The sequence below is a fragment of the Leptospira perolatii genome (assembly GCF_002811875.1).
In the GTDB taxonomy this organism is placed as follows: Bacteria; Spirochaetota; Leptospiria; order Leptospirales; family Leptospiraceae; genus Leptospira_B; species Leptospira_B perolatii.
Genome location: NZ_NPDZ01000004.1, coordinates 119,885 through 135,434 on the forward strand (window position 1 = coordinate 119,885; position 15,550 = coordinate 135,434).

Consider the following 15,550-nt stretch of genomic DNA (forward strand, 5'->3'; position numbering starts at 1 on the left):
TGCCTATTTCAGATTAATGAAGCTGCCTAAGCTTTCTCTAGACGGAGCATCCGAAGATTTGATGTATTTTGCCATTTCTTCTCGCTCTAAAGCCTTATCAAAGTCCTTGATAGAAAGGGAAATCTTTTTGTTCTTAGAGTCGATCTTGACGACCGCACACTTAACGATCTCTCCCGGCTTGTAGGTTTCTTGGAGGTTCGTGTCCTTTCCTCCAGGAATTTCGGAAATATGCACTAATCCTTCGAATCCAGGTTCGATTTCTACGAACATACCGAAATCAACGATGCTCTTGATCTTTCCTTCTACTACGCTTCCGACAGGATATTTGTTACGAAGAGCTTCGTACGGATGCTCTTGTAGCTGTTTTAGTCCGCAGGAAATTCTTTGCGCGTCAAAGTTGATGTCCAAAATTACGTAACGAACCTCTTCTCCTTTTTTCAATAGAGAAGTAGGGTTCTTTTGTTTCTCGTCCCAAGTGATATCACTTACGTGAATCAATCCTTCGATGCCGTTTTCCACTTCTACGAACGCGCCGTATTTAGTGATTCCGGTCACCTTTCCTTCCAGAACGCTTCCGACTCTTACTTCAGGTCCGAGCGTATCCCAAGGGTTCGGTTGCAACTGCTTGAGTCCAAGAGATAATCTTCGTGCATCAAAATCGATGTCTAAGATGAGTGCTTCAACTTCTTGGCCTTTTTTCAAGAGATCTTTTGGATGAGGAGGTTTTTTGGACCAGGTCAACTCGGAAGTATGAATTAAACCTTCCAAACCTTCTTTCAGTTCTACAAATGCGCCAAAGTTGGTAAGAGAAGTGACAGTCCCGCGGACCACCATATCTTTTTCCAAAGATCTTTGAGCCCAAACCCAAGGATCTTCGTAGAGTTGCTTCAATCCGAGAGCCAATTTGTTGTTCTCTTTGTCCATTTCCAGGATCTGGAGTTCTACAGTTTGGCCGACTTGAAAGTACTGCTTGAAGGGAGCAAATTTTTTATAAGAGATATCTTTTTGGCGAAGCAAACCTACGACGCCTTCTACATCGCAGAACACTCCGAAGCTAGCGATCTTGGAAACTACAGCGTTTACCTTATCACCAACTTTTACTTTTTGAACGAGTGTATCCCACTTTTCGTTGTTCACTTCATCCAAAAGTTTTTTGCGAGAAACTACTCCGGAACGAGTTCTTTCGTTTAACTCGATCACTTTGAAATCGAGTTCTACACCCTTGTAGTTTTCTCCGTCTGAAAATTTATAACTGAGTTGCGATGCGGGAAGGAAAAGTTCGGATCCTTCCACATTCACGATGTATCCTTTTCCTTTGATTTCGTTTATCAAACGACCGGATACTTGGTAATTATTTTTGTAAGCGTCTTTGACTACTTCCCAACCCTTGCGCTGGTCCGCTTCTTTTTTAGAAAGCATGCAGCCCGAATCCAAAGACTCTTTTCTTTTTACGAGTGCGGTGACGATGCTACCCATCTCAGGTTTTTCGTCGAATTCCACTCTCGGAATTCTACCTTCTTGCTTCAGCCCTTCGATTGCGACGTACACGAAGTCGTTATCTACTGATACAACTTTACCATCTACGACCTGGTCTTTACGGACCTCGTTTTCATCGTGTACTTTTTGTTCCCACTGTTTGAATACTTCTGCAAAAGTGGACTTGTCTTCTTGGCTACTCATTGGGCTGGGATACTCGGTTTATTAATTTGGGATCAGCGCTGATCGTCGAATCGGTCATCCTCGAGGGATTCAAGGATCTTACTAATAACACTATTTTTGGGCAACCGATCCGTGTCAATTAGGATTGCGTCTTTTGCCTGACGAAGAGGCGCAATTTCCCTTTCCATATCGGATCGATCTCTCAGAATGATTTCCTTTTCGATTTCTTCCAAGTCAGAACTATGACCTTGTTCCAAAAGTTGTGCATATCTTCTTTCCGCTCGCACTCTCGAAGATGCTGTCAGGTAAAACTTGTGTTTTGCAAACGGAAAGACTTCCGTACCTATGTCTCTACCGTCCATAATCAGTTTATAGCTCTCTGCGAGTTTTCGAAGCTGAAAATTCACAAAATTTCGAAACTCTAATTTGTTAGCGATATGTTTGATTTCCTTTGTGATTTCCGGAGCCCGTATCTGTAATGTAACATCTTCTCCGTTTAGAGAAATTCTATTTTCCTCGGATCTTACAAAAGAGCACTGTATTGCAACTCCGCTCGTAAGTTTGAAAAAATCCTGTTTTTGTAACCATTCCGAAAACGGTTCTTTTTCTGCGGAGGAAAAATAGATTCTATAGATATGCAGCGTAAGCGCTCGGTAAAAAGCCCCGGAGTCCAGATAATTGTAGCCTAGTTTTTCAGCGAGTTCCCTCGCGACCGTACTTTTTCCGGACCCGGCCGGACCATCTAAAGCAATTACATCGTCGGTCATTGCAGCACCGATTCGAGCAAAGATTGAAACCCAGGAAAAGACGTATCGATCCAAGAAGTATTATCGATTCTTAAAGCAAGTCCTGTCACAGCTTGCAAAACCAGAAAACTCATCGCAATGCGGTGATCCATTTTTGTAAGAATCCTGGGACTTCGACCTGAAAGCCAGGAATTCAGGGAAGACGATTTTGCTGTCATTTGTATTTCTCCAAACTCATAACCGTCGTGGTATTCCCAGACTTCCACTCCGAGGCTCCTGAGGTTTTCCACCATGGATGCGATTCTATCCGATTCTTTTGCCCTTAGTTCTTCGGCGTTCCGAATCCGAAACCCACCCTTTGCAAATAATCCTGCAATCGTCAAAATCGGAATCTCGTCGATCAAGGCCGGAATCCAATCTGGGGGAATTTCCGCATAACTGAGTTCAGACGATACAGCTTCTAGATCTCCTACGATTTCTCCGCATTCTATTCTTTGATTATGGATCCGAATCTCTCCTCCCATTGCAGCGAGAGCTTTTAAGATTCCCGTGCGAGATGGATTGAGCCCAACATTCTTGACCAAAATCGATCCTTGTTTTAGCAGTAACCCGAGAACTAAGAAGAATGCCGCAGAAGAAATATCGCCTGGAATTTTGAAGTCTGCTCCCTCGAATTTGTACGGTGGCTCCATTAAGAATCGAGTCGGTGTCTTGTATTGCAATTGGTTTCCCATAAATCGAAATACATTTTCTGTATGATCTCTGGACAGAATTTCTTCTTCGTAATCTAGCGAGACTTCGGAAGACATCGCCGCGAGCATCAGACAAGATTTAACTTGTGCGGAAGCGATTGGGCTTTTATAGGCAAAGGAGTGCAGTTGCTTTCCATGTATGAGCAAAGGAGCGGTCTTTTTTTCTCCGATTCCTTGGATCGAAGCTCCCATGCTGTTTAGAGGATCTAGGATCCGGGCCATGGGTCTTTTTTTCAGAGAATCGTCTCCGGTTAGAGTCGCATTTATTTGAGGAAGTCCACAGAGCAAACCCGCTGATAAACGAATTCCGGTCCCTGCATTTCCAAAATCCAAATCTTTGGTTGGAGATATAAGACCAGATTTTCCAGGACTTGTAAAAACGTACTCAGCTTGTCCTATTTTTTCGACCTTCAATCCGAGCTCGGAGAATGCGTGCATTGTATTCATTGGATCTTCGGCTTCCAAAAAACCGACCACTCTAGATTTTCCTTTTGCGAGAGCGGAAAACAATACAGCTCTATGTGAAAGTGATTTGTCCCCGGGAACTTCGATGCTATGACCGGAGGATTTAATTTTTCTTGGTATCATCCTTGCGCTTCAGTATCCGATCCCGATTCTTACGGGATTCTTCCATAAAGGTCTCCCATCTCTCCGGGTCGAGCGGCTTTTTGGGATCGAGTTCAGAAAGTAATTGGTCCAATCGATTTCTGTAATCCAAAAGAGATTTGTAGATCTCGTCTCGATTCGAAGAATAAATCGCAGCCCACATTTTAGGATTGGATCCTGCAATCCGGGTCATGTCTCTGAACCCGCCTCCTGTCAATGCCACTGGAGAACCTTGCGTAAACTTTTGCACACACTCGTTTTCCCAAGCCCAGTCCGCCATTAAGCTGGAGAGAATATGCGGAACATGAGATAAATAGGACAGTATCTTATCGTGCTCTACGGAAGGGATCTCCAAAGTTTCCATCCCGAGCCATTTCCAAAATTCTTCTAATCTATCAAAAGATTCTTCAGTGCTTCCGGCAGGTTTCGTCAAAATGCAAAGTCTTCCTTCGTACAAATCCGGATTTGCGTATTCTAATCCGGTCTCTTCCGAACCGCACATCGGATGCGAAGATATGTATTTGTGGGAGTTTGTTAAACTGTCCTCTACGGCTTGCACGATTTCCTTTTTGGTGGATCCCAGATCCGTAAGTATCGCAGGAAGATTCTTAGGAAGTGCTCTGACCATTTCCGCGGTTTTATCCACCGGAACTCCGAATACGATCAGATCATAGTCAGACCAATTCTCCACTTTGGAGAATTCTTCTGCGGTCATTATTTCGTCGGCCGAACCGAGTCTTTTGCCGTTTTCCTTACTTTTAGGACTTCCGACTACTCCGGTGACTTTTGCTTTGGATCCTTTTTTTTTGAGAGCGAGCGAAAGAGAGGCGCCCATCAATCCTAATCCGTAAATTAGAATATTCTGAAACGATTGATTAGAATTTCCGCTCACAGATTTGGGGGAGATACTGGGTAGGAACCAAGTATCCTCAGATAGATTGTATTTTCTCTTAGAACCTGCAGCACTTCCTCAATGATCGGATCTTTTTTGTGTCCGTGAAAATCGATAAAGAAATTGTATTCCCAGGAAGTCCTTCGAGTCGGACGAGACTCGATTTTAGTAAGGTTGATCTGCCTATCAAAAAAAGGTTTCAGTACGTTGTACAAGGACCCAGGTTTATCCGGGATGGAAAATACCACGGAAGTTTTATCGCTCCCGGTTGGCGGACATTGATTCTTTCCTATGATCAAAAAACGAGTGGTGTTATCCGGCATGTCTTCGATAGATTCTCTGACCAAATCCAGGCCGTAAATCTCAGCTGCGATAGAAGACGCGATTGCTGCACATTCTTCCTTTTTTTCCGCGACAATGCTCGCGGCTCTGGAAGTGGAAGGGGTTTCCGATATTTGCGCGTGAGGTAAATTGGCCGCGATCCAATTTCTGCACTGTGAATTCGCAATCTTGATCCCGTACAAGGTTTTAATTTTAGAAAGATCGTGCTCAAAACCTAACAGGTTCAAGGTGATCTTTTGATAAATCTCGGAATAGATATGCAGATCCGAGACCAAAAACTGATCTAAAGTAGAATTCACCAATCCTTCCGAAGAATTCTCAACCGGAACCACTCCGAAATCAACCTTGTCGGTTTCTACAGCACGGAATACTTCCGGAATCGAAGTGAATTCGCTCGAGTCTACGGAAGCTCCGAATCTAGCACGAACCGCTTGGTGAGAAAAAGATCCCGCGGGTCCCAAATATCCTACAGACAATCCTTTTTCCACAAAAAAGGATCCGGACATGATCTCTCTGTAGATCGCTAAAAGTGCTTTGTCAGGAAGAGGTCCCCGATTTAGATCTAGAATCTTTTCGTAGACATCCTTCTCTCGATCCGGTCGATAAATTGGTTCTTTTTGTTTGCGTTTGATCTCTCCAATCGCAGAAACGATCTCAGTACGAGATTGGATTGCTTTTACAATTTCTCGATCCAAAGAATCGATTTTGTCCCTGAATTCCTTGAGCTGTTCGTTACTCTTGTCCATTTTCTATCAGATCATCCAGGTTTTCAAATTTCAGTTCTTTCACTTCGACCGGTGTAGGAAGATCCGACAACTTATTTAACCCGAAGTGCAATAAAAAATCCTTTGTAGTTCCATAGAGAGCAGGCCGCCCAGGAACTTCCTTGTTCCCCACCGGTTTTACAAGCTTTTTGGAAATCAGCGAAGTGACCATAGCGCGAGACGATACTCCGCGGATCTCGTCTATCTCCGATAAGGTGATCGGCTGTTTGTAGGCGATGATTGCTAACGTGTCCAAACTAGACCTGGACAACTGTTCTCTCTTTTTTTCCTTAAATAACTTTGCGAGAATTTCGGAATATTTTTCGTTCGTTACGAATAGATAGGCGCCGGCGACTTCCTTTAGGACGAAGCCTCCGTTCTTTTCCTGGTAATCAAGTATGAGCTCATCTAAGAGTTCTCTAGCTTCGTGCTTTTCGCACTCTACTGATTTTGCTATGCTGGCGAGTTTGAGCGGTTCTCCGGAAAGGAATAATAACGCTTCAACCAGTCCCTTTAGATCGGATTTGTCGGATTCCACGGTTCACCCACCAAGAAAATTCGGATTTCACCGAATGTCTTATGCTGGCGAATCACAAGAATCTTTTGCTTGCAAAGCTCCAACATGGCAAGAAAGACAGCGACCACTTCCGGTTTTTCAGGATTCATATTGGAAAAGAGCTCTTCGAAGAGCATGTCTCTTTTCTCCGCCAAAATCCCGGAAATTTCGGTCATCTTTTCCTCGACAGAGTATCGATGAGGCTTTGTAAGTAAAGCGGGAATCTCGCCTTGGTCCTCTTGTTTTTCCAGGATCTCATTGAAGGCAGAAATCAGATCAATTAGGCTCAAATCCAACCAACCATCCTCTTCTTCGATGACTTGGTTGCTTTCTCTACGGAATACCCCGGCTTGTATTTTGTCCAACTCCGACATTTTTTGCGCAGAGAGTTGGTATTTTTTATGTTCTAGGAGCTTTTCTACCAATTCTATCGGTAGCGGAGGATCGTAGTCTTCCTCTTCGAATCCAGGGTCAGGTAAGAGTGCTTTTGATTTTAGGTAAACTAGATTGGCTGCCATCAGAGCGTATTCTGCACTGATTTCTATGTGAAGATTTTCGGTGTATTTGATGAAATGTAAAAAATCCTGAGTGATTCTAGAAAGAGATACTTCAAAAATATCTACTTTATAACTTTCTATTAAAGACCATAAAAGACTTAGCGGTCCTTCTGTGATTCCCCCCTCCGTGTTGTTCCATTGAACAACGAACGGTTTCCCGTCTTCCTCCCTTTCACTCATTGTTACGATTGAAGTGCCTTATCCGCAGCCTGTTGTAATCTTTCTGGCGAAAAGGGTTTTACCACGAAATCTTTGACTCCCATCTTGATCGCCTTTGCCAATAATTCCTCTTGGCCTAATGCAGTCACCATGATGATTCTGGCTTTCGGATCAATTTTGAAAATTTCCTGAGCCGCCTCGATTCCATCCTTTTCCCTCATGGTGATGTCCATGGTTACAAGGTCTGGTTTGACCGATTTAAATTGTTCGATCGCGATATTTCCGTTTTCCGCTTCGCCCACGATTTCGTGACCGCCCGCTACCAAAGCATCTTTAACCATTGTCCTCATGAATTTTGCGTCGTCCACTACGAGAATTCTGGCCATATTAATTTCCCCTATCTTCGAGAATCGAAAGTATCCTCGATGTAATTGTTCCAACCGGTTCTATATATTGAACCGCTCCCAGCTCTATTGCCTGACGGTTCATACCGAAGATTACGGAGCTCGCCTCGTCTTGAGCAATGGTATTTGCACCGACCTTCCTCATCCTGAGTGTTGCCGTTGCCCCATCCTTTCCCATACCTGTCATGATCACACCGATCAGCGCGTTTCCGTATTCCTTAATCGCACTGTCGAACAGAACTTCGACTGAGGGCCTGTGTCCATTTACAAGCTCTTCCTTACGTAAAGCAATCCATTTACGTCCTGCTCTACTTTCGATTGTTAAATGAAGATCTCCCGGAGCGATGTACCCGGTTCCAGCCTCCACCGGCTCTCCGTCCTCAGCCTCTTTCACATGAATTTTGGAATGCTCGTCCAATCTCGCGGCAAAAGCTTTCGTAAATCCCGCTGGCATGTGCTGTACGACGAATATCGGAAGAGGAAATCCTTCTGGGAAAGCAGAAAAAACCGTTTGAAGTGCTTTTGGTCCACCGGTGGAAGTACCGATGCAAACTGCCTCGGCCCTTTTCTGTGCCGGCATCTTGCCGTCCTCTTTTTCTGGAGGAGACAAGTTTGTTTTCGGCTCCCTTTCCAGAGTAGGAAGCTTGGATTTGATCCGAGTACTTTCGAAATACGCCAAAATTTTTCCGGTTAGTATCGATCCGATTTCCTCTGCATTGAATTTATTATTACTCGCTGGTTTGGGGACAAAGTCGATAGCTCCGTATTCCAAGGCTCTAAAGGTTGCATCCGCGCCGTGTTGAGTTTGTACGGAAAGCATCATTACAGGAATCTTTAAATTTCTTTTTCTCATTTCGCTTAACGCTGACAGTCCATCCATCACTGGCATTTCGATATCCAAAATCATAATATCCGGCTTTAGTTTTTCCGCTAACTCCAAACATTCCACGCCGGTTTTTCCTGTAGCGATCACGTCGATCTCGCGGTTTTTCTTTAATTGATCCGAAATAATATTCCTGACCAATATAGAATCATCTATGATCACCGCGCGAATAGGTGAACCGATTTTTGTATCCGTAGTCACCTGAAATTCACTCCTTTAAAATCTAGGCAAAAGAGCTATCAGCTCGTCAAAGTCCGGAAGGAATAGCAAAACTCCTAAAAGATTATTCCCCTCGTGATTAAATTCAGTTAGCATGCTCAAGAATTTGGTCCTTTCCGGGCGAACCACATCCAAAACTTCTAAAAAAGTACCCTCTACTAATTCCGGAACGCTAGGCATAATACTCGCTCTCGCCTTGTTCGAGATTGAATTGAGAACTGAGGCGCACACTATATTAGAAATTTCCGATAAAACACTTTTGGAATCGTCGTCCAGTCCCGGTGAATCCGGTCTGCTGTCCAATAGTTCTTTGGCTAGATTCTTAGCATTCTCCCTGGAAAACATCATGAGCATATTTCCGTTTAGATCCCCGTTCATCCTGACCTTCATTCCGTAAAACTTATCGTCGGAAAAACGAATCTCCGCGGCCAAGCCTTCCTTATCATTCATGATGATTTCCGGAATGAACAGGTCCACGTTTCGATTCAAAATTTGAGAGAGCACCATTCCGGCATTCATCATACCGGTATTGACTACATTTTCTATTTTCTTAATCTGTTCTTTACTTAAAGTTCCGGTAAAGTCTTTGGAATGTTGAACCGAGGAGGCCTTCTGTTTTTTTTGCTCCAAGAATCCTTCGATGATGGACTCCGCTCTTTTTTTCTCTTCTTCGGATCTAACCGTATCAGAAATCAATTCCGCAATTCTATCGTGGTATTCTTTATCAGTACTAACTTTTTGGGTGGGGAGAATCTCCCTTTCCATCAGGGCGATTCCAGGAGTCGCTACGGACTCGGAAGGAGAATCCGAGTCTTGGGTCGTTTTTTCGACTGAAGTTTCAGGTAGAAAAGTTTGTTTCGCAGGTTCAGGTTGCTGAGCCACTTGAATTTTGCTCAGAAAGTCGTTCGTTTCAACAGTCTCTGCTTTCTTGCGTTCTACTTTTTTTCTGCGGGACTTCTCTCTTGCGGCGATCTCAAAGAGTTTATGATTGTAAACGTTCGTAGGATTGGCTGTCTTTTGCAGATACATTTCCTCTTCAGTCTCTACTGTCCGAATCGAACTGATCCTCTTCATCGTTTCTAAATGATAGTTGATATAATTTCCTTTTTCGTCGAACTCCGCGGCGACTTCTACCAATCCCGGAATATCCAAGACCATGATGATCGTACCGTCTCCCATGATAGAAGCACCGGTTAAGCCCTGAATATTTTTGAAATTCTTTTCGAGAGATTTGATGACTGTTTCGTGTTTTCCTACTAACTCATCTACTAAGAACCCGATCTTTCTGCCTTTGAAGTGAACGATGACCACAGGAAACTCGTTTCGACCTATCTTGTCCTGCAATCCGATGATCCTATTGAGTCTATAAATCGGTAGGACCTCCCCTCTCAAATTCACGATCTCATTTCCTTCCAAAGTCGTGATTTGATCCGTGTTTACTTTGATCGTTTCGTTTACGTCAGAGAGCGGGAACGCATACACTTCCTCTTCCATTATCACAAGGATAGAAGGAATAATCGCCAAAGCTTGAGGGAATGATAATACAAAGGAAGTTCCTTTTCCTTTTTGAGATTGAATGAGTATCTTTCCTTTAAATTCCTGAATGAGATTATTGACCACATTCATTCCTACGCCGCGTCCAGAAATATCCGTGATCTTTTCAGTAGTAGAAAATCCTGGAGCAAAAATGAATTGGTAGACTTCGGATTCGGAAAGCAATTCTGCTTCGCTCGCGGTGACTAGTCCAAGTTCGATCGCCTTTTTTCGAATTCTCTCGACGTCTAAACCTTTTCCATCGTCCCGAATTTCTACCATGATATTGCTTCCACCTTGGTAGGCATTCAGCTCAACGGTACCTTGCTCTGACTTTCCGATTTTCTTCCTCTCCTCCGGAGGTTCGATTCCGTGGTCCACAGAATTTCGAATCAAGTGGAGCAATGGCTCTCCCAATGCATCTATTACTTTTTTATCAAGTTCCGTATTTTCGCCGTTCAGCACTAATTCCACACTCTTGCCGGTTTCCAAGGAAAGGTCTCTAACCAATCTAGAAAACCTCCGGAAAACCGTAGAAATCGGAACCATCCGAATATTCATAATACCGGATTGGAGCTCCTTCGATATCCGATTGATCAGGTCGATTCTACCTTTCAGTTCACCGAACAGATGATCTTCCCCGAAAGTTCGGACCAAATCGTCATAGATTTTCTGAAAACCGGAATTCGTAATAACCAACTCACCTACGTTGTTCATTAACTGGTCCAGCTTGTCGGAAGAAACTTTAATACTTTTTAATGTAACTCTTGCCTCGCTAGCACTTATTTCTTCTTCTGCGCTCAATGTCTCTTTGGCACTCAGCCTAGACCCATAGGATGTGATAGATGAATATTCGTGGATCGTAATTTGATCCACCATGTCTACGTTAGCTGCTCCCTTAATCTCCTCGAGTGATTTCTCGCTCAAGAACAGAATCGTAAGGTACAAAGCGTCTGTTCCTTTTTCTAAATCTTCGGAGGAAGGCATATTCAAGAAAACTGTTCCGATTGATCTCAGATTTTGCAGGATCAGAGTATATCTCAGTCCTTTCATCGGCGCACCTTCTACCAGCGCGACCTTTATCATCCAAGCTTTTATATTCGGATTGCTGAGAGCATCCTCGAGTTCCTTTTGGTCGTCCTGGTCCAACTCGAAAATTCCAGTAGGAGCTTCGGTCTGCGGTTTCTCTTCTTGTCTTTCTAAGCTCGGCTCCTGGGGAGACACAGTCTGAGCGGCTACGGATTTTCCTTTTGCCGCTTCGATATGCGACTTAGGGTCTTTTTCGTACGCCTCCAGTTTTTGGATCATCTCCGTATACGGAGTGTCTATTTTTTTCCCCTCGGCTACATTCTTGATTACATTCTTGATCAGATCGAAGCACTGAAACAGAAGATTAACTAAAGAAAGGTGTACGGAAAGTTTTTTGTCCCGGATGCTCTGGAGCAGATTCTCCATTTTATGAGCCAAGTCGGATAAGTTGTAAAGACCTACGAAAGCCGCGGAGCTTTTCAAAGAATGCGCGGCGCGAAATATATCATTGATAATGGCAGGATTAGATTGATCCCTTTCCAACTTCAATAAGTTGGAATTTAATTCCTCGATCTGATCTTCCGACTCTTCAAGGAATAGTTCAGTGTATTCTCCTAAGACGCCGGGCACTTATAGGGCCTCCCTAGCATAGTTTACAATCATCCCTAAGTTCAGGTTCAACACGAGACTGTCTTCGTGCTGGCTTACCGACTCTATCAAGTCGCTATATTGTATGCTGATACTCGCATCGGCCTTACTTACCTTATCCTCATGGACCTTGATTACTTGCTTTACGGAGTCCACGAGCAGTCCTCCTCTCTTTTCCGCCTGAACCACAACGATGATCCTGGTAGAAGGAAGCACCTCCGCGAAACCCAAACCGAATAGTTTTTTGAGGTCCATGATCGGAATAATCTCACCTCTAAGATTAATGACTCCCAGAATATAATCATCCACATTCGGTATTCTAGTAATCTGAACAGGCTTTAAGATTTCGTGAATATGAAGTATATCGATCCCGAAGAGTTCCTTATCCACTTCGAAGGAGAGGAACTCCAACAAGGATTCGACGTTCTTTTGCTCCTCGGCATCGGAGCCTGTTTCCCTATCTAACCTATTCAATTCTGCCCCCGCGGACCTTCTTTGTCAAAAATCAATCTGGCCGAATCCAAGAAGAAACTCCCAGAAATTAATCGACCAATAGGAACGTGAAATTCTACGATTTTGAATAAATCGGAAAGAATTTTCCCTTTATTTTTATGGAAAGCAATGGTTTTTTTTCTCGGTCATGACAGTGCCCACTCTTATGTCATGATCTTCGGCGGAGAAGGTCCACGGGAACATGGTTTCAAAGGTGAAACCGATCAATTTTCCCTGAGGAACTCCTACTAGAGAGCGATCGTAATATCCTTTTCCTCGGCCCAGTCTATGGCCGAACTCATCGAAGGCTAAAGCAGGCACCAGGATAAAATCAGCCTCCTTTGGCTCCAGGGATCTATTTCCGATCGGCTCCGAGATTCCGAATTCCCCTGTTTTACTATCTTCAGGAAATAGGAATGTTAAACCAGTCCCTTCTATCCTAGGGTAATAGAATTCTATTCTAACACCTTGTATTTCTAAAATAGATTCCGCTTCGGCAAAGGGAGAAACCTCCCAAATATCCGCGTAATAGGAAATAATTTTCAGAGCAGTTTTTTCATTTCCAGAGATTTGAACCTGGTCCAGTAGAAATCTCTTCAGTGAATTTCGAATCTTTTCCTCGGACTCGGTTCGTCCCGGAAGCACGCGCAGGAATTCTTTCGCCGATTTTCTTGCTTCTTGCTTAGAAGCCAATCTTACAAATCCCCGATCAGACCTTCTTCAAGGAGGGTGATTAATTTTTTGGTCTTCGCTTCTGCATCTGGAGAAGCGGCTTCGGAAGAATTTTTGGTGCTTCTAATTTGCTCTAATTCATCTGCAAAATTCAGAGCGACTAAAACTGCTAGCTTTAATTTTGGAGCGGAGGGCATCCCAAGACTTAGCTCGCGGGCCTTACGATCCACCACCTCCGCGAGTTGTTTGATATAATCTGGATCCGCATCTCCGACGATGGTGTAATCGTCTCCTAAGATGCGGCTCTTGATCTTTTCGCTCATGTATTAAGGTTTAGGATCGTCCTCGATGACTAAAAAATCATCGTCTTCATCCGCATCAAATACACTAATCGCATCGTCATCATCTTCGATAATGATATCATCATCGTCATCCGAAGATACTGGTGTGAAAGTTTCCTCACCAGGCTCGTCAGTGATCACGATTTCTTCGTCTCCACCCGAGTTCTCGGTAGGATCTCCGATCACTGCGATATCATCGTCCTCGTCATCTAAAAGAATGATTTCGTCGTCCTCATTGTAGTCATCGTCCGCAGACTCGTTTGCCACTGAAGGAGCTGGGGTTGGTGGAGGTGGAGTCGGCGTAGATGGTGCAGAAGCTGCAAATGAGGCGGCTGCTGCCGGAGCGGAGCTCGGAGCGTGACTTGCACTGGAGCTTGGAGTAGCAGTTCCGGAAGTAGGCAGAGAATCCAGCCTTCCCAGAAGTTGATTGATCTTAACTTCTAGAGCCCGTTCTCTTTCTTTCATTTCCTCCAGTTCTTTGGTAGTTGTCTGAAGTTTGTCTCGGAGAGAAGAAAGTTCTTTCTCCTTTTCCTCCATCGCCAGTTTCATCTGGTCGTTTTCGGCGCGGAGTGATTCGTTTTCGGCCTCTAGGCGGCTGTTTTCCGTCCTGAGATCGCCAATAAGTTCGAGGGCCTTGATGACCTTACTCTCGAGCTCCTCAATGGTCTCCATAGTCAGCATAGTGGGAACCTCTATCCTTACGAAAACTAGTTTTAGTTCGTTTACCCGGCTCTAACTTGCGGTTAGTTCCTGGCTCTTTTTGACTAAATAATCGTCCAAAACCATCCTACTTTTATCTTTTCCTGAAAAGAGAAAAAGCTTTTTTTGGAAAATAAAACGACTCTCGGTTAAGAACTACCAATTAATATCGGTCTCTCTCTCCAATTCCCAGGAAATTAATCAAATCCAGATCTGGTTTACCTAATTTCTTGGAGTTACTCTTCTAACCTAATTTTTAGAATTTATATTCCAAATTGGAATTTCTCTTTGACTTCCTATCTGTAAAACCGCGCGGGCGCAAAAAGTTCTGACGGAGAATAAATTATAAGAGGGAGGGAATCTTCCCCCGGACCTTAAGGTGGCACTTGGAATGTGCCTTATGGTCCGGGAGATCTTGATTTGTCCAAACGCTTCTATGCGTTCGGATATTAAGCGGCTACTTTGATTTTTTCAACTAATGCGTTGAAAGTTTCTTTATCGTTGAACGCAAGTTCTGCGAGTGCTTTGCGATCCAGTTCCACTCCAAGTTTCTTCAAGGAATGCATAAACTGAGAATAGGAAAGTCCAGCTTCGCGAGCTGCTGCGTTAATTCTAACAATCCAAAGTTTGCGGAATTCTCTTTTTTTCGCCCTGCGATCACGGTAAGCCCATTGGCCTGCTTTCATCACAGCAGATTTTGCTGTTCTATAAAGCTTAGAACGAGCTCCTCTGAATCCTTTGGCTTGCTTCAGGATTTTTTTACGACGGTTTTTATGGATGGTTCCATTTGTAGCTTTAGGCATTATCTAACTCCGTAGGGCATCAGTCGAACGATTGATTTCCAATCTGCGTCCACAACCAAACTCATTCCGCGAAGACGACGACGTCTTTTCGGACCTTTCTTCGTAAGGATGTGACGAGTATTCATGCTCTTACGTTTGATCTTATTGTTTTTGGAAAACTTGAACCGTTTTGCAGCGGCCCTGTTTGTTTTCAGCTTAGGCATAGCTAAATAACTCCTGATTCTGCTCTATTTACCAGAGGGTGTGATTACGACTACGATCTGGCGCCCATCCATAACAGGTTCCCTCTCAGGGGTTCCCACGGACTTTAGGTCCTCTACCAGTCGATTTACGACGTTCATACCCAATTCCGAGTGCATCATTTCCCGGCCTCGAAAACGGAGGCTCACTTTTACCTTGTCACCTTTTTGTAGGAACTCGGTAGCATGGCGCTTTTTAATCTCGTAATCATGTTGGTCGATTCTTGGACGAATCTTCACTTCCTTTACATTGATTACGTGTTGCTTCTTCTTCGCTTCCTTGTTTTTCTTGAGCAGTTCGAACTTGTATTTTCCGTAGTCGATCAGCTTGCAAACATGGATTTCCTGGTCTCCAGATACTTCTACCAAGTCCAGGTTTTCTTCTTTTGCGCGCCGAAGAGCTTCATCAAAACTGACGATCTGCACACCATCATCCATCACCAACCTTACTTGGGCAACCCCAGTAATTTTTTCATTAATCCTGTGGCTAAATATTTTATCCGTTGGTTTTGGTTGGGGCTTCCTCTGCATTCAGTCTCCGGCTATTTTTCCAAG

At 43.9% G+C, this 15,550-nt stretch carries 16 protein-coding genes and 2 pseudogenes; all 18 read right to left on the reverse strand.

The genetic code is table 11. The features are described 5' to 3' along the window. Nucleotides 1-3 precede the first annotated feature (3 nt). The 18 genes and pseudogenes from CH373_RS08335 to infC all read right to left on the reverse strand — a co-directional run bounded on the left by CH373_RS08335 (nt 4) and on the right by infC (nt 15,526). Complete coding sequence (locus tag CH373_RS08335; RefSeq protein ID WP_100714841.1) at nt 4-1,680, reverse strand: 30S ribosomal protein S1; 1,677 nt, start codon at nt 1,678-1,680, stop codon at nt 4-6. A 32-nt stretch (nt 1,681-1,712) separates the two neighbouring features. Beyond that, entirely contained in the window at nt 1,713-2,426 is a 714-nt protein-coding gene (cmk, locus tag CH373_RS08340) for a (d)CMP kinase (RefSeq protein ID WP_100714842.1), read from the reverse strand. Beyond that, nucleotides 2,423-3,745 (reverse strand): 3-phosphoshikimate 1-carboxyvinyltransferase, encoded by a 1,323-nt coding sequence (aroA, locus tag CH373_RS08345; RefSeq protein ID WP_100714843.1) that lies wholly within the window; start codon nt 3,743-3,745, stop codon nt 2,423-2,425. The genes cmk and aroA overlap by 4 nt, the downstream gene beginning before the upstream one ends. Then, nucleotides 3,726-4,598, reverse strand: coding sequence for a prephenate dehydrogenase (locus CH373_RS08350; protein ID WP_100714884.1), 873 nt, complete (start codon nt 4,596-4,598; stop codon nt 3,726-3,728). The genes aroA and CH373_RS08350 overlap by 20 nt, the downstream gene beginning before the upstream one ends. A 53-nt stretch (nt 4,599-4,651) precedes the next feature. Then, nucleotides 4,652-5,743, reverse strand: a complete 1,092-nt coding sequence (gene pheA, locus CH373_RS08355) for a prephenate dehydratase (protein WP_100714844.1) — start codon at nt 5,741-5,743, stop codon at nt 4,652-4,654. Further along, the gene (scpB, locus tag CH373_RS08360; protein WP_423789800.1) at nt 5,730-6,269 is read right to left on the reverse strand and encodes an SMC-Scp complex subunit ScpB; all 540 of its coding nucleotides are present in this window, start codon (nt 6,267-6,269) and stop codon (nt 5,730-5,732) included. The genes pheA and scpB overlap by 14 nt, the downstream gene beginning before the upstream one ends. A 5-nt stretch (nt 6,270-6,274) precedes the next feature. Further along, nucleotides 6,275-7,054 carry a segregation and condensation protein A gene (locus CH373_RS08365; protein ID WP_100714846.1) on the reverse strand — a complete coding sequence of 260 codons (780 nt, stop codon included), beginning with the start codon at nt 7,052-7,054 and terminating at the stop codon, nt 6,275-6,277. Nucleotides 7,055-7,056: 2 nt separating this feature from the next. Further along, nucleotides 7,057-7,419 carry a response regulator gene (locus CH373_RS08370; RefSeq protein WP_100714847.1) on the reverse strand — a complete coding sequence of 121 codons (363 nt, stop codon included), beginning with the start codon at nt 7,417-7,419 and terminating at the stop codon, nt 7,057-7,059. Nucleotide 7,420: 1 nt separating this feature from the next. Further along, nucleotides 7,421-8,521 carry a protein-glutamate methylesterase/protein-glutamine glutaminase gene (locus CH373_RS08375; RefSeq protein ID WP_423789799.1) on the reverse strand — a complete coding sequence of 367 codons (1,101 nt, stop codon included), beginning with the start codon at nt 8,519-8,521 and terminating at the stop codon, nt 7,421-7,423. Between the two features lie 15 nt (nt 8,522-8,536). Further along, nucleotides 8,537-11,224 (reverse strand): annotated as a pseudogene (locus CH373_RS08380) (chemotaxis protein CheW); the annotation flags it as partial. A 113-nt stretch (nt 11,225-11,337) separates the two neighbouring features. Next, a pseudogene (locus CH373_RS18970) lies at nt 11,338-11,731 on the reverse strand (Hpt domain-containing protein); the annotation flags it as partial. Further along, nucleotides 11,732-12,223, reverse strand: coding sequence for a chemotaxis protein CheW (locus CH373_RS08385; RefSeq protein WP_100714849.1), 492 nt, complete (start codon nt 12,221-12,223; stop codon nt 11,732-11,734). Nucleotides 12,224-12,358: 135 nt separating this feature from the next. Further along, on the reverse strand, nt 12,359-12,934 hold the full coding sequence (locus tag CH373_RS08390; protein ID WP_100714850.1) for a 5-formyltetrahydrofolate cyclo-ligase: 576 nt from the start codon (nt 12,932-12,934) through the stop codon (nt 12,359-12,361). A gap of 2 nt (nt 12,935-12,936) precedes the next feature. Continuing rightward, nucleotides 12,937-13,236 (reverse strand): cell division protein ZapA, encoded by a 300-nt coding sequence (locus tag CH373_RS08395; protein WP_100714851.1) that lies wholly within the window; start codon nt 13,234-13,236, stop codon nt 12,937-12,939. 3 nt (nt 13,237-13,239) lie between these two features. Then, nucleotides 13,240-13,935, reverse strand: a complete 696-nt coding sequence (locus CH373_RS08400) for a hypothetical protein (RefSeq protein WP_100714852.1) — start codon at nt 13,933-13,935, stop codon at nt 13,240-13,242. 467 nt (nt 13,936-14,402) lie between these two features. Further along, nucleotides 14,403-14,756 (reverse strand): 50S ribosomal protein L20, encoded by a 354-nt coding sequence (gene rplT, locus CH373_RS08405; RefSeq protein ID WP_100714853.1) that lies wholly within the window; start codon nt 14,754-14,756, stop codon nt 14,403-14,405. Beyond that, nucleotides 14,756-14,959, reverse strand: coding sequence for a 50S ribosomal protein L35 (gene rpmI / locus CH373_RS08410; protein WP_100714854.1), 204 nt, complete (start codon nt 14,957-14,959; stop codon nt 14,756-14,758). The genes rplT and rpmI overlap by 1 nt, the downstream gene beginning before the upstream one ends. 24 nt (nt 14,960-14,983) lie before the next feature. Further along, nucleotides 14,984-15,526, reverse strand: a complete 543-nt coding sequence (gene infC, locus CH373_RS08415) for a translation initiation factor IF-3 (RefSeq protein WP_100714855.1) — start codon at nt 15,524-15,526, stop codon at nt 14,984-14,986. Between the last annotated feature and the right edge of the window lie 24 nt (nt 15,527-15,550).